The sequence below is a fragment of the Pseudomonas sp. AK106 genome (assembly GCF_053903055.1).
The window spans coordinates 4039829-4056986 of sequence record NZ_CP096426.1; the positions used below are offsets into that span (position 1 = coordinate 4039829).

Annotated in this window: 14 protein-coding genes; 6 read left to right on the plus strand and 8 right to left on the minus strand. The window is 60.7% G+C overall.

Annotated elements, in window-relative coordinates; translation table 11 throughout:
• Positions 1–221 precede the first annotated feature (221 nt).
• The 3 genes from M1E04_RS17800 (at position 222) to M1E04_RS17810 (ending at position 2885) form a co-directional block, all read left to right on the plus strand.
• Positions 222–2075, plus strand: a complete 1854-nt coding sequence (locus M1E04_RS17800) for a sigma-54-dependent Fis family transcriptional regulator (RefSeq protein WP_456291804.1) — start codon at positions 222–224, stop codon at positions 2073–2075.
• A 196-nt stretch (positions 2076–2271) separates the two neighbouring features.
• Positions 2272–2511, plus strand: coding sequence for a type II toxin-antitoxin system Phd/YefM family antitoxin (locus tag M1E04_RS17805; RefSeq protein WP_065986546.1), 240 nt, complete (start codon positions 2272–2274; stop codon positions 2509–2511).
• Positions 2508–2885, plus strand: coding sequence for a type II toxin-antitoxin system VapC family toxin (locus tag M1E04_RS17810; protein ID WP_074892086.1), 378 nt, complete (start codon positions 2508–2510; stop codon positions 2883–2885). The genes M1E04_RS17805 and M1E04_RS17810 overlap by 4 nt, the downstream gene beginning before the upstream one ends.
• A 201-nt stretch (positions 2886–3086) precedes the next feature.
• Here the strand turns inward: M1E04_RS17810 and cysS are convergent, their stop codons facing one another.
• Positions 3087–4469 (minus strand): cysteine--tRNA ligase, encoded by a 1383-nt coding sequence (cysS, locus tag M1E04_RS17815; RefSeq protein WP_065986425.1) that lies wholly within the window; start codon positions 4467–4469, stop codon positions 3087–3089.
• Positions 4470–4479: 10 nt separating this feature from the next.
• Positions 4480–6177 carry a glutamine--tRNA ligase/YqeY domain fusion protein gene (locus M1E04_RS17820; RefSeq protein ID WP_456291805.1) on the minus strand — a complete coding sequence of 566 codons (1698 nt, stop codon included), beginning with the start codon at positions 6175–6177 and terminating at the stop codon, positions 4480–4482.
• Positions 6178–6450: 273 nt separating this feature from the next.
• On the opposite strand from M1E04_RS17820, the gene M1E04_RS17825 reads away from it, so the two are divergent.
• Both M1E04_RS17825 and M1E04_RS17830 read left to right on the plus strand, forming a co-directional pair.
• Positions 6451–6954, plus strand: a complete 504-nt coding sequence (locus M1E04_RS17825) for a peptidylprolyl isomerase (protein ID WP_065986423.1) — start codon at positions 6451–6453, stop codon at positions 6952–6954.
• Positions 6951–7676: a UDP-2,3-diacylglucosamine diphosphatase gene (locus M1E04_RS17830; RefSeq protein ID WP_192134646.1), complete on the plus strand. Its 726-nt coding sequence runs from the start codon at positions 6951–6953 to the stop codon at positions 7674–7676. The genes M1E04_RS17825 and M1E04_RS17830 overlap by 4 nt, the downstream gene beginning before the upstream one ends.
• Before the next feature lie 177 nt (positions 7677–7853).
• On the opposite strand, the gene M1E04_RS17835 is transcribed toward M1E04_RS17830, so the two are convergent.
• From M1E04_RS17835 to M1E04_RS17860, 6 genes are all read right to left on the minus strand, one after another.
• Entirely contained in the window at positions 7854–9386 is a 1533-nt protein-coding gene (locus tag M1E04_RS17835; protein WP_065986421.1) for a DHA2 family efflux MFS transporter permease subunit, read from the minus strand.
• Positions 9387–9455: 69 nt separating this feature from the next.
• The gene (locus M1E04_RS17840; protein ID WP_456291806.1) at positions 9456–10733 is read right to left on the minus strand and encodes an HlyD family efflux transporter periplasmic adaptor subunit; all 1278 of its coding nucleotides are present in this window, start codon (positions 10731–10733) and stop codon (positions 9456–9458) included.
• Between the two features lie 10 nt (positions 10734–10743).
• A complete protein-coding gene (locus M1E04_RS17845) occupies positions 10744–12240 on the minus strand; it encodes an efflux transporter outer membrane subunit (RefSeq protein WP_192134642.1) in 1497 nt (498 codons plus the stop codon).
• Positions 12237–12710, minus strand: coding sequence for a MarR family winged helix-turn-helix transcriptional regulator (locus M1E04_RS17850; protein ID WP_065986418.1), 474 nt, complete (start codon positions 12708–12710; stop codon positions 12237–12239). Before M1E04_RS17850 ends, M1E04_RS17845 begins: the two co-directional genes overlap by 4 nt.
• A 145-nt stretch (positions 12711–12855) precedes the next feature.
• Positions 12856–13464, minus strand: coding sequence for a tRNA-(ms[2]io[6]A)-hydroxylase (gene miaE / locus M1E04_RS17855; RefSeq protein WP_065986544.1), 609 nt, complete (start codon positions 13462–13464; stop codon positions 12856–12858).
• Between the two features lie 119 nt (positions 13465–13583).
• Positions 13584–14057, minus strand: a complete 474-nt coding sequence (locus tag M1E04_RS17860) for a DUF1289 domain-containing protein (RefSeq protein ID WP_065986417.1) — start codon at positions 14055–14057, stop codon at positions 13584–13586.
• A gap of 427 nt (positions 14058–14484) precedes the next feature.
• Between M1E04_RS17860 and acnB the strand changes: the two genes are divergently transcribed.
• Complete coding sequence (acnB, locus tag M1E04_RS17865) at positions 14485–17094, plus strand: bifunctional aconitate hydratase 2/2-methylisocitrate dehydratase (protein WP_065986415.1); 2610 nt, start codon at positions 14485–14487, stop codon at positions 17092–17094.
• The last annotated feature ends 64 nt before the right edge of the window (positions 17095–17158 follow it).

Consider the following 17158-nt stretch of genomic DNA (forward strand, 5'->3'; position numbering starts at 1 on the left):
TCTGGCTGGGATACGCGGACTAGAGCGGTTGCGACAATTTGCCGCACAGACCGGCATTCGTTGATGAACGTAAATGAACAGGAAATGCTGAACACCTGAACAAAATGAACATTGACTTTGAACAATCCTGAACAACAATGGGTGGACGTTTTCGAGCAGGGATGCTCTGCCTAACGGCATCTCGACAACAATAAATAAAAGTACTCGGACGGAGCCATTTCATGGCCACAGCAGGCGCATCCCCCAGCCACGACACCATCATTCAGGACTCGTGGGCCCGTTGCCGCGAGTTCGGCCTCGACCACCAGTCACGCCCGTCCTTCGGTCGCCTGCCCGATCAGCAGGTTTCGCAGCTGCTCGAGCGCCATCATTCCCTGGTGCAGACTACCCATCAGCAGGTGCTGCCCTTCTACGAGAACATCCTGAGCAATACCAATTGCCTGATCCTGCTCGCCGATCAGCAGGGCCAGGTCCTCAATTCCTGGGGCAACAAGCGCTTCGTCGAGCCGGATCAACAGCCGGGTTTCGTCGCCGGCGCCAGCTGGCTGGAGCAAAGCGCCGGCACCAATGCCATCGGCACTGCGCTGGCCTGTGAACAGGCTGTTCACATTGAACACGATGAACACTTTCTCAAGGCCAACCGTTTCATGACCGGGTCGGCGGCGCCGATTTTCGATGCGTCGCGGCGGATGATCGCGGTGCTCGATGTGTCCAGCGACAGCTTCCTGCCGCCTTCCCACACCCTTGGGATGGTCAAGATGATGAGCCAGACCATCGAAAACCGGCTGATCCTCGACCAGTTCCAGCACAGCCATTTTCAACTGGTGTTCAACACCGGCCTGAACAACCTCGACAGCCAGTGGGCCGGCCTGCTGGTGTTCGATGAAAGCGGCCGTGTGCTCTGCGCCAACCGCCGCGCCGACACCCTGCTGGGCGTCAGCCTGCTCAACGCCAACATCGAGAACCTGTTCAAAGCGCCGGTTGCCGATCTGCTTGACCAAATGGAAGGCCAGCCCTTCCCGCTCCAGGCGTCGGGCCACAACCGTTTCCATTGCGTGCTGAAGCGGCCGAAAGCACCGGTGCTCAAGCTCAGAACGGTGCCGGTGCAGGTGCCGATGCTGTCCCGCCCACTCGCGGTCGGTGTCATTGAGCCCGGCATGGGTGACGAGCGGGTCGAGAAAGCCGCGCGCCAGGGTCAGCGATTGCTGGAGAAGAACGTCCCGCTGTTGATTCTTGGCGAGACGGGTGTGGGCAAGGAAGTGTTCGTCAAGGCCCTGCACCGCGCCAGCTCCCGCGCCGATCAGCCCATGATTGCCGTGAACTGCGCGGCCATCCCGTCGGAGCTGGTCGAGGCTGAATTGTTTGGCTATGAAAAAGGCGCGTTCACCGGCGCTCACCATAAAGGCAGCATCGGGCTGATCCGCAAGGCGGACAAAGGCACGCTGTTTCTCGACGAGATCGGCGACATGCCGCTGCCGGTTCAAGCGCGTCTGTTGCGGGTGTTGCAGGAACGGTGTGTGCAGCCGGTTGGCAGCAGCGAGTTGTACCCGGTGGATATTCGGGTGATTTCCGCCACTCACTGCTCATTGCGCGAACATGTGCAGAACGGACGGTTTCGTCAGGATTTGTACTACCGCATCAGCGGCCTGAACCTGGAGTTGCCGCCGTTGCGCGATCGCAGCGACAAGCCCGCGCTGGTCCGTGTCATCTGGGAACAGCACCGCGAACCGCAGCAGACAGCAGGCTTTGAGCCACAGGTGATGGAGTTGTTCGAACGGCACCCGTGGCCGGGCAACCTGCGGCAGTTGAGCAACGTGATTCAGGTGGCGTTGGCGCTGGCAGATGATCAACCCATTTCCACGGAGCATCTGCCGGAAGACTTTTTTGCCGACCTGGCGATGGGCTGCGAGCGCGTCGAACCCGAGACAGTGTTCAACCGCAAGGCAGCGCTGGACACGCCGGAAGAGCTGAGTGAGTTGCTGCAGGCGGCCGGCGGGAATATCTCGCAGTTGGCGAAACGCCTGGGGGTGAGCCGGAACACGCTGTACAAGCGGCTGAGGGAACAGGGGTTTTGAAGGCTTAGATGGTTCCCACGCTCCGCGTGGCAACCCGCCGATGACGCTCCGCGCCAAATTAGACGCGGAGCGTCAGACGAGGTATTCCCACGCGGGGGGGGGGTCACCGCAATCAGCACAGAATTGTAACGGTGGCTTGGGCAAGAAGAATTATATGGCTATATTTGGCCAATATTTCCGAATGCGAGCATACGTCATGATTATCGTCCCTCTCGGTGAGGCCAAGGACAATCTGTCAAAACTGGTAGATGACGCTGCGGCGGGCCAGACTATCACGATCGCCAAACATGGTCGCGCAATGGCGCGCCTCGTCCCGATCGGGCGGCCCACCGGTAAACGCATCGGTGCTATGAAAGGTATTCTTCAACTACCGGACGACTTCGATGCGCCGCTTTCTGACTCTGTGCTGGATGATTTCGAAGGCAGTCGCCCATGAGGATACTGCTGGATACTCATATTCTTCTGTGGGCTCTGACTGACGACCCGAAGCTTTCTCCCAAAGCAAAAAAACTGATCGAAACCGCTACTGAGGTTTACATCAGCGCCGCCACGTTTTGGGAGATGTCGATAAAGATTGGCTTGGGGAAACTAACGGCTGATCTTGAGGAGATTCGCGAATACTGCCGAGACAGCGGCTTTATCGAGCTCCCTGTCAGCGTTGAACATGCAATCGCAGTCAAAGATCTGGAACACCATCATCGCGACCCATTCGATAGGCTAATCGTTGCTGCCGCCATCACTGAACCGATGAAGCTAATTACGTCAGACGCGATGGTTGCCAGGTACACGTCGCTCGCAGTGCTGGCTTGAGGCGCCCAAGCGCGAACGGCAGCAGGCCAGTAGAAATCAACAATTTGCCAAACGACCTTCGGGACGCTGATCGTTCCCAGGCTCCGCGTGGTAACCCCGCCCAAGACGCTCCGCGTCAACGAAGACGCGGAGCGTCTGGCGAGGCATTCCCACGCGGAGCGTAGGAACGATCAAGGATAGGCGTTTACCGAGGGTTGCCGATCAATCCGCCAAACGCCAGGTGGTGCTGCCTTTGCTGTCTTCCAGCACCACGCCCATGGCGGTGAGCTGATCGCGGATGCGGTCGGACTCAGCCCAATTCTTGTCGGCGCGCGCCTGCAGGCGTGCGGCGATCAAGGCTTCGACTTCGGCAGCATCCACCCGCCCTTCGGCGCCGGCGCGCAGGAAGTCATCGGCTTCCAGCTGCAACACGCCCAACACGCTGGCCAGCTCCTTCAAACGTGCCGCCAGGCCTGCCGCTGCGTTGACATCGCTGTCGCGCAGGCGGTTGATCTCGCGGACCATCTCGAACAGCACGGCGCACGCTTCCGGGGTCCCGAAGTCGTCGTTCATGGCAGTCGAAAAACGCTCGACGTACGCCTCGCCCCCCGCAGGCTCGGCGACCGGCAGGCCTTTGAGCGCGTGGTAGAACCGCTCCAGCGCGCCTTTCGATTCTTTCAGGCTGTCTTCGGAATAGTTGATCGCGCTGCGGTAGTGGCTCGACACCAGCAGGTAACGCACCACTTCCGGGTGGTATTTATCCAGCACGTCGCGGATGGTGAAGAAGTTGTTCAAGGACTTGGACATCTTCTCGCCATTGATGCGGATCATGCCGCAGTGCAACCAGGCGTTTGCGTAGGTCTTGCCGGTCGCGGCTTCGCTCTGGGCAATCTCGTTTTCGTGGTGCGGGAATTCCAGATCGCTGCCGCCGCCATGGATGTCGAAGGTCTCACCCAGGCAGCAGGTGGACATCACCGAGCACTCGATGTGCCAGCCCGGACGTCCTGCACCCCACGGCGATTCCCAGCTAGGCTCGCCCGGCTTGACGCCTTTCCACAGCACGAAATCCAGCGGGTCGTCCTTGGCTTCGTCGACTTCGATGCGAGCGCCGATGCGCAGGTCTTCGATCTTCTTGCGCGACAGCTTGCCGTAGCCAAGGAATTTGCCAACTCGGTAGTACACGTCGCCATTGCCCGGTGCGTAGGCATAGCCCTTGTCGATCAGGCGCTGGATCATGTCGTGCATGCCGCCGATGTAATCGGTCGCGCGTGGTTCCATGTCCGGCTTGAGGATGTTCAGGCGCGCTTCGTCCTCGTGCATCGCGTCAATCATGCGCGCGGTCAGGGCGTCGAACGCCTCGCCGTTTTCACGGGCGCGGTTGATGATCTTGTCGTCGATGTCGGTGATGTTGCGCACATAGGTCAGGTCGTAGCCGCTGAAACGCAGCCAGCGGGTGACGACGTCGAACGCCACCATGCTGCGGCCGTGGCCCAGGTGGCAGTAGTCGTACACGGTCATCCCGCAGACGTACATGCGCACCTTGTTGCCATCCAGCGGCTTGAAGACTTCTTTGCTCTTGCTGAGCGTGTTGTAGATAGAAAGCACGTTGCCTACCTTAGCTCCACGAATCGCGGAGCGTCACAGTCCGGTTAAAGACCGGATGACCGGGTTTCGAGTCCTTCAGATCCGCGCTGAAATAGCCTTCGCGTTCGAACTGGAAACGGTCTTCCGGCTGAGCGTCAGCCAGCGACGGTTCAGCGCGACAACCGGTCAGGACCTGCAAGGAGCCTGGGTTGATGTTGTCCAGGAAGGTCTTGCCCTCTTCTGCTTTCTCAGGGTTTGCCGACAGGAACAGACGGTCGTACAGACGCACTTCGCACTCGATGCTTTCCGCCGCCGGCACCCAGTGCACAACGCCTTTGACCTTGCGGCCTTCAGGGTTCTTGCCCAGGGTTTCCGGGTCGTAGGAGCAGCGCAGCTCGACGATGTTGCCGTCGGCGTCCTTGATCGATTCGTCGGCGCGAATCACGTAGCTGCCACGCAGGCGCACTTCGCCGTTCGGTTCCAGGCGCTTGTAGCCCTTCGGCGGCTCTTCCATGAAGTCGTCACGGTCGATGTAGATCTCGCGGGAGAACGGCAGCTTGCGCACGCCGAGTTCTTCCTTCTGCGGATGGCGCGGCAGTTCGAGGTGGTCGACCTGGCCTTCCGGGTAATTGGTGATCACGACTTTCAGCGGACGCAGCACGCACATGGCGCGCGGGGCGTTGTGGTCCAGGTCCTGACGGATGCTGAACTCCAGCATGCCGAAATCGACCACGCCGTCGGAGCGGTTGGTGCCGATCATTTCGCAGAAATTGCGGATCGACACCGGGGTGTAACCGCGGCGGCGGAAGCCTGACAGCGTCGACATGCGCGGATCGTCCCAGCCCTGCACGTGCTTTTCGTCGACCAGTTGTTTGAGCTTGCGCTTGCTGGTGATGGTGTAGTTCAGGTTCAGGCGCGAGAACTCGTACTGACGCGGCTTGCACGGCACCGGCAGATTGTCGAGGAACCACTCATAGAGCGGGCGATGGCTCTCGAATTCCAGGGTGCAGATCGAATGGGTGATGCCTTCGATGGCGTCAGACTGACCGTGGGTGAAATCGTAGATCGGGTAGATGCACCACTTGTCACCGGTCTGGTGGTGGTGCGCGTGACGAATGCGGTAGAGGATCGGATCACGCAGGTTCATGTTCGGCGAAGCCATGTCGATCTTGGCACGCAGGACGCGGGCGCCGTCTTCGAACTCGCCGGCTTTCATGCGGCCGAACAGGTCAAGGTTTTCTTCGACGCTGCGATCGCGGAACGGGCTGTTCTTGCCCGGCTCGGTCAGGGTGCCGCGGTATTCGCGAGCTTGTTCGGGGGTCAGGTCATCGACGTAGGCCTTGCCCGCTTCGATGAGATGGACCGCCCAGGCGTACAGCTGGTCGAAGTACTGCGAGGCATAACGCACTTCGCCGGACCACTCGAAGCCCAGCCATTTGACGTCGCTTTCAATGGCGTCGATGTATTCCTGGTCTTCCTTCGCCGGGTTGGTGTCGTCAAAGCGCAGATGCGTAACGCCACCGAATTCCTGAGCCAGACCGAAGTTGACGCAGATCGACTTGGCATGACCGATGTGCAGGTAGCCGTTGGGCTCCGGCGGGAAGCGGGTCACGATCTGGGTGTGCTTGCCCGAGTCCAGGTCAGCCTGCACGATCGGGCGCAGGAAGTTGGTTGGAATTGCAGGGCCTGCCTTGGAATTCGCAGCGGCATCTTGAGTGGGCTTGCTCATAGGATCCTTGTACGGGTCGCGGCCAGGAAGGCCGGTTAAATCAAAGCGCCTATCATAGCCGAAGCTGTCAAGCCCCTGACAGCGCGCTGTGACAAAACTGCCGAGATGGGCCTGCGCTCAGCGAGAACCGCCGGCGCAATCGCAACTACCCGAGCAGCGGCTACCCTCTGTAAACTGCGCGCCTGGTGTGCATCAGCGGCACTGGCCTCGCATCTCGATGGCCGACTGCCGCGATCACTGCCTCTCACCACGACTTCAAAGAGCGAGCTGACCATGTCGAAAGTAAAGCTGACCACCAACCACGGTGAAATCGTTCTGCAACTGAACGCAGAAAAGGCGCCGCTGACCGTCGCCAACTTCATCGAATACGTCAAAGCCGGCCACTACGAAAACACCGTGTTTCACCGCGTGATCGGTAATTTCATGATCCAGGGCGGCGGCTTCGAACCGGGCATGAAAGAGAAGAAAGACAAGCGCCCGAGCATCCAGAACGAAGCCGACAACGGTCTGCCGAACAAGAAGTATTCGGTGTCCATGGCCCGCACCATGGAGCCCCATTCAGCCTCGGCGCAATTCTTCATCAACGTCGCCGACAACGACTTCCTCAACCACAGCGCCAAGACCGTACAGGGCTGGGGTTACGCCGTGTTCGCCGAGGTGGTCGAAGGCACTGAGGTGGTCGACAAGATCAAAGGCGTCGCCACCACGTCCAAGGCGGGTCATCAAGACGTGCCGGCTGACGACGTGATCATCGAGAAAGCCGAGATCGTTGAGTGATATTGCTGATCTCCGATTTGCACCTGGAAGAAGGACGCCCTGACATTACCCAGGCGTTTCTCGGCCTGCTGAACGGCCGCGCGCGCAACGCTGAGTCGCTGTACATCCTTGGGGATTTTTTCGAGGCCTGGATCGGCGATGACGCCATGTCGCCCTTTCAGCGCTCCATCTGCCAGGCGCTGCGCGCGTTAAGCGACAGCGGCACCCGGGTGTTCCTGATGCACGGCAATCGCGACTTCATGATCGGCAAGGCGTTCTGCAAAGCGGCGGCCTGCACGCTGCTCAAGGACCCAAGCGTCGTACACTTCAACGGAGAGCCGGTGCTGCTGATGCACGGCGACAGCCTGTGTACCCGGGACGAAGCCTACATGCGTATGCGCCGTTACCTGCGCCATCCGCTGACGCGATGGGTGTTGCGTCATCTACCGCTGAGCACCCGGCACAAGCTGGCGCGCAAGCTGCGCAGCGAAAGCCGTGCGCAGACACGAATGAAGGCCAACGACATTGTCGATGTGACGCCGCACGAAGTGCCGCGGGTGATGACCGAGTCTGGCGTGAAGACGCTGATTCACGGCCACACCCACCGGCCTGCGGTTCACGACGTGCAGCTGGGTGAGACCACGGCGCAGCGCATTGTGCTGGGGGATTGGGACCGCGAGGGGTGGTTGCTGCAGATCGATGAGTCGGGCTTTCATCTGGAGTCGTTTGCGTTTGAGCCCTGACCAGATCACCGGTGCGTCAGAAGTGAACACCGATGATCGTCGAACGCCAAACCTGTGGGAGCGAGCTTGCTCGCGAAGGCTTACTTTCTGACACCAGAGAAAGTGGCTGAATGTCCCGGCCTCTTCGTGAGCAAGCTCACTCCCCCATGACCTGTGTTTGACGCCGACAGCGCGGCGTCAATGCCCTCCCCCGGGCGCAGCCTTCGCGGTAAACGGTGGCTTGGCCAGCCAGATGATCAGGATCAGCGACAGGAAGATCCAGCCCATCATGTAGAAATAGTCCACCGTCGACATCATGTAGGCCTGACTGGTGACCATCGAATCAAGCTGCGCGTAGGCCTGGTTGCTCGCCCCGCCCAGGGTCTCCAGCGCATGCCGCGTTGTCGGCTCGTAAGCGTTCACGTTTTCGCTCAGATACGCATGATGCTGATTGGCGCGGCGGATCCAGATCCAGGTGGTCAATGACGCCGCGAAGCTGCCGCCAAGGTTACGCAGGAACGTCGCCAGCCCCGAGCCGTCGGCAATCTGCGACGGCGGCAGGTCCGACAGCAGAATGCTCAAGGTCGGCATGAAGAACAGCGCCACGCCTGCGCCCATGAACAACTGCACCAGAGCGATGTGGGTGAAATCCACCTGACTGGTGAAATCCGCACGCATGAAGCAGCTCAGGCCGATCGCCAGAAACGCCAGACCGGCCAACAGACGCAAGTCGAACTTATGCGCGTAGCGACCGACAAAGGGCGACATCAACACCGGCAGCACCCCGAGCGGTGCTACTGCCAGCCCGGCATAGGTGGCCGTATAACCCATCTGCGTTTGCAGCCATTGCGGCAGAATCAGGTTGATACCGAAAAACCCCGCATAACCGCCCACCAGGCAGATCGTCCCAAAGCGAAAGTTGCGGAACGCAAACAGCCGAAGATTGACGACCGGATGGTCATCGGTCATTTCCCAGATCACGAACGCCACCAGGCCAATGGCTGAAATCACCGAGCCAATGATGATGAAGTTCGACTCGAACCAGTCCAGGTCATTGCCTTTGTCGAGCACGATCTGCAGCGCACCCACACCAATGATCAACGTGATCAAGCCCACATAATCCATGGGCTGGCGACTGGTGCTGACCGGACGTGTGGCCATTTGCTGACGCACCACGAACGCCGCGAACAGACCGATCGGCACGTTGATGAAGAAGATCCACGGCCAGCTATAACTGTCGGTGATCCAGCCGCCGAGAATCGGGCCGGCGATCGGCGCCACAACGGTGACCATCGCCAGCAGTGCCAGCGCCATCCCCCGTTTCGCCGGGGGATATACCGCGATCAGCAGGGTCTGGGTCATCGGGTACAACGGTCCGGCGACCATGCCCTGCACGACCCGAAAGCCCACCAGTTCGGGCATCGACGTGGATATGCCGCAAAGGAACGACGCCATCACGAACAGCAGCGTGGCCCACAGAAACAGCTTCACTTCACCGAAGCGTCGACTGAGCCAGCCGGTCAGCGGCAGCGCGATGGCGTTACTGACCGCGAACGAGGTGATGACCCACGTGCCCTGCTCCGAACTCACGCCGAGGTTGCCGGAGATGGTCGGCAAGGCCACGTTGGCGATGGTCGTGTCGAGCACTTGCATGAAAGTCGCCAGCGACAGGCCGATGGTGGTCAGCAACAGGCTTGGCGGCGTAAAAGAAGCGGGAGCGTTAGTACTCATCGCGAATCCTTTGACACTCGAAGATCACCCCGGCCGGCTGAAGCGGGCCGGGGCAGATGGATTGGCGAATCAGCGCTGGGCCGTCTTGCCGCTGGTTGACGCGCTGTTCTCGTGGATCACGCGGGCAATCATCGTGTCGGCATCGGCCAGTTGCTTGGCGTAGACATCGGTGGTGAACAGCGGCTGCTTCGGCGGTTGCTGCGCCAGCACCGGACCGCTCTGGTCATGCAGGTTCACGTCAACGGTGGTCGACAGACCGATGCGCAGCGGGTGCCTGGCCAGTTCATCGGCGTTGATGCGAACCCGCACCGGCACACGCTGGACGATCTTGATCCAGTTACCGGTGGCGTTTTGCGCAGGCAGCAAGGCAAACGCACTGCCGGTGCCGGCGCCGACGCTGTCCACGGTGCCGCTGTACTTGACGTCGCCGCCATACAGGTCGGCTTCGATGTCCACCGGCTGGCCGATGCGCATCTGGCCGAGCTGGGTTTCCTTGAAGTTGGCGTCGATCCACAGCTGGTCGAGGGGAATCACGGCCATCAGCGCAGTGCCCGGCTGAACCCGCTGGCCCAGTTGCACGGTGCGCTTGGCAACGTAACCGGTGACCGGCGCGATCAGCGTGCTGCGCGCGTTGCTCAGGTAGGCCTGACGCAGTTGCGCGGCAGCCGATTTGACGTCCGGGTGCGAAGAGACCTGGGTGTCATCCACCAGCGCGCTGCTGGTTGCCAGTTGCTGCTGGATGTTGGTCAACGCGTTCTGCGCGGTGGTCAGGTCATCCTTGGCGTGGGACAGCTCTTCCTGAGAAATTGCCCCGCCCGCCGCCAGACTGCGACGACGGTTGTAGTTGTCCTGGGCTCTCTGCACTTCGGCGCGCTGGGCCGCCAGCTGCGCTTTCATGCCGTCGACGTTGCTGTACAGACCGCGCACCTGACGCACTACTTTTGCCAGATTGGCTTCGGCACTTTGCAGCGCCACTTCGGCGTCATTCGGGTCGAACTGCACCAGCACCTGACCTTCGCGGACCAGATCGCCGTCGTCGGCGCCGATGCTCACCACGGTGCCGGTGACTTGCGGGGTGATCTCCACGACGTTGCCGTTGACGTAGGCATCGTCGGTGCTCTCGCTCCATCGGCCGTACATTTCGTACCAGGCCCAGACACCCACCGCACCGAGCACCACGACCAGCAGCAGGCCAAGAAACAGCAGCTTGCGCTTGCGCGGGTTCTTGGCCGGTTTGGTCTGCTCGGCGCCTTTGTCGCCGCCTTTGTCGGCGCTGTTGCCGGGCGCCGATGCGTTGGCGTCCTTTTGTTCGTTTGCAGGGTTGTTGTCGGTAGTGGCAGTGGCCATGACGATTACCTTAATGAGTCAGCGAAGCAGTTGACGGGACGACCGGGGCGGCGTTTTCGCCGGGCTTGCTGTCTTCGAAGCCTCCCCCGAGGGCCTGCATCAACTGGATCGAAAGATCGATTCGTTCCGCGTTGAGATCAGCCTGTTGGCGTTGCGATTGCAGCAGTTGTTGCTCGACGCTCAGCACGTCCAGGTAGTTGCCGATGCCGGATGAGTAGCGCTGAACGACGGTGTCGTAGGATTTCTGAATGACGTCGGTCGCCTGCTGGCGCGCCTCGATCTGGCGGCGGATGTCGCGCAACTGGCCAATGCCATCGCTGACATCCCCCAGCGCCCGGACCAGCGTCTTGTTGTACTGCGCCACGGCGAGGTCGTAGTCGGCGTCCCGCGCATCAAGGTCGGCACGGCGACGGCCACCGTCGAAGATCGGCAGCGACACTGTCGGCGCGACGTTGAAAAAGCGACTGGCCGAGCCGAACATCGCGTCGCCCAACAGCGACTCCACTCCCGCCGACGCGCTCAGGTTGAGGTTCGGGTAGAAGTTGGTCTTGCTGACGTCGATGTTTTTGCTCGCCGCTTCAACCCGCCACCGCGCCGCCACCAGATCGGGGCGACGGCCCAGCAACTCAGCGGGCACAACCGAGGGCAAGGCCACAACAGCGGGTTGCAGCACGGCAGGCCGGCTCAGTTGTTCGCCACGGTCCGGGCCTTTGCCCATCAGCACGGCCAGCTGGATCTTGGCGCTGCGCAGGCTCTTGTCCGCGTCCGCGAGCGATTCGCGGGAGTTGGCTTCAAGGCTCTGGGTCTGCTCGTACTGGTACTCGCTGTCGATGCCCGACTTGAAACGCCGCGCGCCCAGGTCCAGCAGTTGACTGGTGCGCTTGAGGTCTTCGGCCGCCAGGTCGCGGACGAGGTAGGCCTGGCCCAGGTCGCTGTAGGCGCGGGCGACGTCGGCCGCCAGGGTCAGTTGCGCCGCTTGCTGATCGACTTCGCTGGCACGGGCCTGGCCCAATGCCGCTTCCCAGGCAGCGCGCTGGCCGCCCCACAGATCGAAGTTGTAATTGAAGCCGGCGCTCAGGCTGCGCAAGGTGCTATAGCGCCCGCCTGCACCGGTCGGGTCCTGGTCGCGGGCCAGACGGGAACGGCTGACGCCGGCATCGGCATCGACGGTCGGCATGCGTTCGGCGTCGGCGGCATAGGCCTGGGCACTGGCCTGACGGGTACGGGCCGCGGCGATCTGCATGTCCGGGCTGTCGCGCAGCGCTTCAGTGATCAAGCTGTTGAGCTGTGGATCGCCCAGGCTGGTCCACCAGTCGCGCTTGGGCCAGGCCGCCGGTGACAGGGTGATGCCGTTGAGGCTCTGGGCGGTCTGCAGGCTGTTGGCATCGATGCCGACGGCTTCGGTGTTCAGGCCTTTGGAACTGGCGCAACCGGCCAGCACCAGTGCCACGACTATCACGCTCAAGGACGTGCGCAGGGTCGAGCCCCGCTGAATGTGAGTGCTCATCGTTCGGCGATCCGGGCAATCGTGATGGGGTCGCCCGAGGCAACCAGAATTTTCGTCAGAATCTTTTCCAATGCCAGCAGCTCACTGTCTTCCAGGACGCCGACCATCTCGTTCATCGCGTGTGCACCGATTTCCGGGAGCAGATCGGAGAGCGCCTTGCCTTCATCGGTGAGCACCAGTTGCACCTGACGCCGATCGGATTCCGAGCGCGCACGGGACAGCAGGTTTTTCTGCTCAAGACGATCGAGCATGCGGGTCATCGAACCGCTGTCGAGGTTCAACATGCGGCAAATGTCAGCCGGGGTCTCGGCGCAGAAACGCGCGATCATCACCAGCACTTTGAACTGCTGCGCGGTGACGCCGTGGGGCTCGAGATGTCGGTCGAGGATGCGGTTTTTCAGCTGCTCAGTCCGGCCCAGCAGCATACCCAACAGACTGTCGTGAAAGTTTTCAGGAGTGAAATGTGCCATTGATAGCCACCCATTATCTGCTTAGGCAGTGAATGGGGCGGATCTTACTGCCTAGGCAGCAAACACACAATGAAACAAATTTTAAGGCGCGCGAATTCAGACGAACGTGGTTCGCCTGCTGAATAGGTAGGTTTCTACAGTGGGCTTAGAGCGCCGGCACGCCGCTGTGAAAGCGGAAGTCTTCGTCCGGGCTAAGGATCAGCTCGCGCTCGGCCAGGCGGATTTCTTCGATCTTGGCGTCGACGTCTGCTTCGTTGCCGTAGGTGTAGGCAAGCTTCAGGTAATCCTGAAAATGCCGGGCTTCGGACTTGAGCAGGCTGGCGTAGAACTTCGACAGGTCTTCGTCCAGATGCGGCACCAGTGCTGCGAAGCGTTCGCAGGAACGCGCTTCAACGATGGCGCCGACGACCAGCGCGTCGGTCAGGCGATAGGGGTTGTGGGTGCGAACGAGTTTGCGCAACGACCCGGCATAGCGCGCCGAACTGATGTTGGCCATCGGGATGTTGCGCTTCTTGATGATGCCGATCACTTGCTCGAAGTGACGCAGCTCTTCGCGCGCCAGCCGCGACATCTTCGCCAGCAGGTCGAACTTGTCGTTGTACTGGAACATGAACTGAAACGCCGCACCGGCGGCCTTCTTTTCATTGTTGGCGTGATCGATCAGCAGGATATCCAGATTCTGCAAAGCGGCCTGAACCCAACTGTCGGGCGTGGGGCAAAGCAGGAAGGCGTCGATCTCTGGATAAATCTGCATGGGTTCACGGATGGCTGGCTGGGCAAGGCGCAGCATTATACGGAGCCTGACGGACAGAGCCAGCCTGCGCAGATGAAAAGCGCAGGATTTACTGCCAGCGGGTGAGGGTCACGCCACTGTCAGACCGCACCCATTGCATCCTTGAGGAAGCCGGGCGCGATGTAGCGCTCGTAATGCGCTTCGGACAGCAGGAAGAATTCCCGATCAATGGCATCGCGCAGTTCAGGCAGCGACCAGTCGCGAAACTCCGGCAGCAGCACCATGCCGTAGGCGTCCAGCTGGTTGATCACCCGCGCGCCCCGTGCAATCAACTGGTACGCCCAGCAATATTCCGACTGATGCGGGACGAAACGGATTTTGCGTTGCTCCAGTTGCGCCCGCAACCTGGCCGGGTCGAACACCTCGACTTTCCCGGCCATCACTTGCACCAGCAGCTGTTCCAGGCGCAGCCAGACAGCGCGCTTCGCGTCTTCGTCGTAGCCGTTCCAGTGGATCACTTCGTGGTGGAAGCGCTTGCATCCGCGGCACACGAGGTCGCCGTAGACAGTGGAGCACAGGCCCACGCAGGGCGTTTTGATGATTTGATTGGGCATGACGGAGCAACACGGCGGCGAACGAAACAAGCCGGCATGTTAGCCCTTTGTCTAACGAGGTACACCCTTCAACCTGTAGGGGCTAACTTACCTTCAGCGGTTTTTTACCGTAGAATCACCGGGCCTTTTAAGGCGCCAATGTCCGTTGGAAGCTGTTTTCAAAGCGTCACGAGCACAGTCAGGGCTTTTTACGATGAGTCGGCCAGCCACTTGTCGCACAAAGCCCGCCCCGCAGTCCGGTCCGACGCGAGTTCGCTTGCGTCCCCTCCTCGACCGATCATGCAGGCGTAAAACTTTGAAAACAGCTTCTGTTGGAGATCGTCAGCTTCCTGCCAAGAAACTTTAAAAAGTTCGAGAGCGCCGATGCGGACCTTCTCTGGATGAGCGTCCCGGACACCCATTTGGGACCACTGATGAGGGTAATACTGTGCTTGAAGCCTACCGTAAACACATCGAAGAGCGTGCCGCCCAGGGTATCGTGCCCCAGCCGCTTAACGCCGAACAAACTGCAGGCCTGGTCGAGCTGCTGAAAAACCCACCGGCTGGCGAAGAAGCTTTCCTGCTTGACCTGATCACCAATCGCGTTCCACCGGGCGTTGACGAAGCTGCCTACGTCAAAGCCGGTTTCCTCTCTGCTCTGGCCAAGGGCGAAGTTCAATCCCCTCTGCTGGACAAGAAGCGCGCCGTCGAACTGCTCGGCACCATGCAGGGCGGCTACAACATCGTCACCATGGTTGACCTGCTCGACGATGCCGAGCTGGCACCGGTCGCCGCACAGCAACTGAAGCACACACTGCTGATGTTCGACGCCTTCCACGACGTCGCTGAAAAAGCGAAGAACGGCAACGCACACGCCAAGGGCGTGATGCAGTCCTGGGCTGACGGCGAGTGGTTCCAGAAGCGCCCGACCCTGGCCGAGAAGATCAGCCTGCGCGTCTTCAAGGTCACCGGCGAAACCAACACCGACGACCTGTCGCCTGCACCTGATGCCTGGTCGCGTCCGGACATCCCGCTGCACGCCCTCGCCATGTTGAAAATGGCCCGTGAAGGGATCGTGCCTGACGTTCAGGGCTCCATCGGCCCGATGAAGCAGATCGAAGAAATGCGCGGTCAGGGCTTCCCTATCGCCTACGTCGGCGACGTGGTCGGCACCGGTTCTTCGCGAAAGTCGGCGACCAACTCGGTGCTGTGGTTCTTCGGCGACGACGTCCCGAACGTCCCGAACAAGCGCGCTGGCGGTTTCTGCTTCGGCACCAAGATTGCGCCGATCTTCTACAACACCATGGAAGATGCCGGCGCTCTGCCAATCGAATTCGATGTCTCGAACATCAACATGGGCGACGTGATCGACGTCTACCCGTACGCGGGCAAAGTCTGCAAGCATGACAGCGAAGAAGTCATCACCACCTTCGAACTGAAGACCCCGGTGCTGCTCGACGAAGTCCGTGCTGGCGGTCGTATCCCGCTGATCATCGGCCGTGGCCTGACCGACAAGGCGCGCGCCGAGCTGGGCCTGGGTCCGACCGACCTGTTCAAGCTGCCTGAAGCCCCTGTCGACACCGGCAAAGGTTTCACCCTGGCGCAGAAAATGGTGGGCAAGGCATGCGGTCTGCCGGAAGGCAAAGGTGTGCGTCCCGGCACCTACTGCGAACCGAAGATGACCACCGTCGGCTCTCAGGACACCACAGGTCCCATGACCCGTGATGAACTGAAAGACCTGGCGTGCCTGGGCTTCTCGACCGATCTGGTGATGCAGTCGTTCTGCCACACCGCGGCGTATCCGAAGCCGATCGACGTGACCACGCACCACACGCTGCCTGACTTCATCATGACCCGCGGCGGCGTTTCCCTGCGTCCGGGCGATGGCATCATCCACAGCTGGCTGAACCGCATGCTGCTGCCGGACACCGTCGGTACCGGCGGTGACTCGCACACCCGCTTCCCGATGGGCATCTCGTTCCCGGCCGGTTCGGGTCTGGTGGCGTTTGCCGCTGCCACCGGCGTCATGCCGCTGGACATGCCGGAGTCGATCCTGGTCCGCTTCAAGGGCGAGATGCAACCGGGCATCACCCTGCGTGACCTGGTGCACGCGATCCCTTACTTCGCGATCCAGAACGGTTTGCTGACCGTCGAGAAGAAAGGCAAGAAAAACGCCTTCTCGGGCCGCATCCTGGAAATCGAAGGCCTGGACAACCTGAGCATCGAGCAGGCATTCGAACTGTCCGATGCCTCGGCCGAGCGTTCTGCCGCAGGTTGCACGATCAAGCTGTCGAAAGAGTCGATCACCGAATACCTGAACTCAAACATCACGCTGCTGCGCTGGATGATCGAACAAGGTTACGGCGATCCGCGCACGCTGGAGCGTCGTGCTCAAGCGATGGAAGCCTGGGTCGCCAATCCGGAGCTCATGGTTGCGGACGCTGATGCCGAGTACGAAGAAATAATCGAGATTGATCTGGCCGACATCAAAGAGCCTGTGCTCTGCGCGCCAAACGATCCGGACGACGCGCGTCTGCTGTCCAGCGTTGCCGGCGAGAAGATCGACGAAGTGTTCATCGGTTCGTGCATGACCAACATCGGCCACTTCCGCGCGGCGGGCAAGTTGCTGGATCAGGTCAAGGGTCAGCTTCCAACGCGTCTGTGGCTGTCGCCGCCGACCAAGATGGACGCTCATCAATTGACCGAGGAAGGCTACTACGGGATCTACGGCAAGGCTGGCGCGCGCATGGAAATGCCGGGCTGCTCGCTGTGCATGGGTAACCAGGCACGTGTAGAGCCGAATTCGACGGTGGTGTCGACGTCGACCCGTAACTTCCCGAACCGTCTTGGTGATGGGGCGAACGTGTATCTGGCGTCGGCTGAGTTGGCGTCTGTGGCGTCGATTCTGGGTCGTCTGCCGACGGTCGAGGAGTATATGGAGTACGCCGGCAAGATCGACAGCATGGCTGCCGATGTTTATCGCTACTTGAGCTTCGATCAGATCGCGGAGTTCCGTGAGGCTGCAGCGAACGCTAATATCCCGGTTGTTCAGGCTTAACAGCTGAGACCGTGTTGAGAAAACCCCGCTTCGGCGGGGTTTTTTGTTTTTAAGATCAAGGGCG

What these genes read in the sequence shown, in the direction of transcription:
- M1E04_RS17860 (WP_065986417.1), bottom strand. Translation starts at nt 14,057, where the DNA reads ATGCCCAATCAAATCATCAAAACGCCCTGCGTGGGCCTGTGCTCCACT.
- M1E04_RS17800 (WP_456291804.1), top strand. Translation starts at nt 222, where the DNA reads ATGGCCACAGCAGGCGCATCCCCCAGCCACGACACCATCATTCAGGAC.
- M1E04_RS17840 (WP_456291806.1), bottom strand. Translation starts at nt 10,733, where the DNA reads ATGGCCACTGCCACTACCGACAACAACCCTGCAAACGAACAAAAGGAC.
- miaE (WP_065986544.1), bottom strand. Translation starts at nt 13,464, where the DNA reads ATGCAGATTTATCCAGAGATCGACGCCTTCCTGCTTTGCCCCACGCCC.
- M1E04_RS17810 (WP_074892086.1), top strand. Translation starts at nt 2,508, where the DNA reads ATGAGGATACTGCTGGATACTCATATTCTTCTGTGGGCTCTGACTGAC.
- M1E04_RS17845 (WP_192134642.1), bottom strand. Translation starts at nt 12,240, where the DNA reads ATGAGCACTCACATTCAGCGGGGCTCGACCCTGCGCACGTCCTTGAGC.
- M1E04_RS17820 (WP_456291805.1), bottom strand. Translation starts at nt 6,177, where the DNA reads ATGAGCAAGCCCACTCAAGATGCCGCTGCGAATTCCAAGGCAGGCCCT.
- M1E04_RS17850 (WP_065986418.1), bottom strand. Translation starts at nt 12,710, where the DNA reads ATGGCACATTTCACTCCTGAAAACTTTCACGACAGTCTGTTGGGTATG.
- M1E04_RS17825 (WP_065986423.1), top strand. Translation starts at nt 6,451, where the DNA reads ATGTCGAAAGTAAAGCTGACCACCAACCACGGTGAAATCGTTCTGCAA.
- M1E04_RS17835 (WP_065986421.1), bottom strand. Translation starts at nt 9,386, where the DNA reads ATGAGTACTAACGCTCCCGCTTCTTTTACGCCGCCAAGCCTGTTGCTG.
- M1E04_RS17805 (WP_065986546.1), top strand. Translation starts at nt 2,272, where the DNA reads ATGATTATCGTCCCTCTCGGTGAGGCCAAGGACAATCTGTCAAAACTG.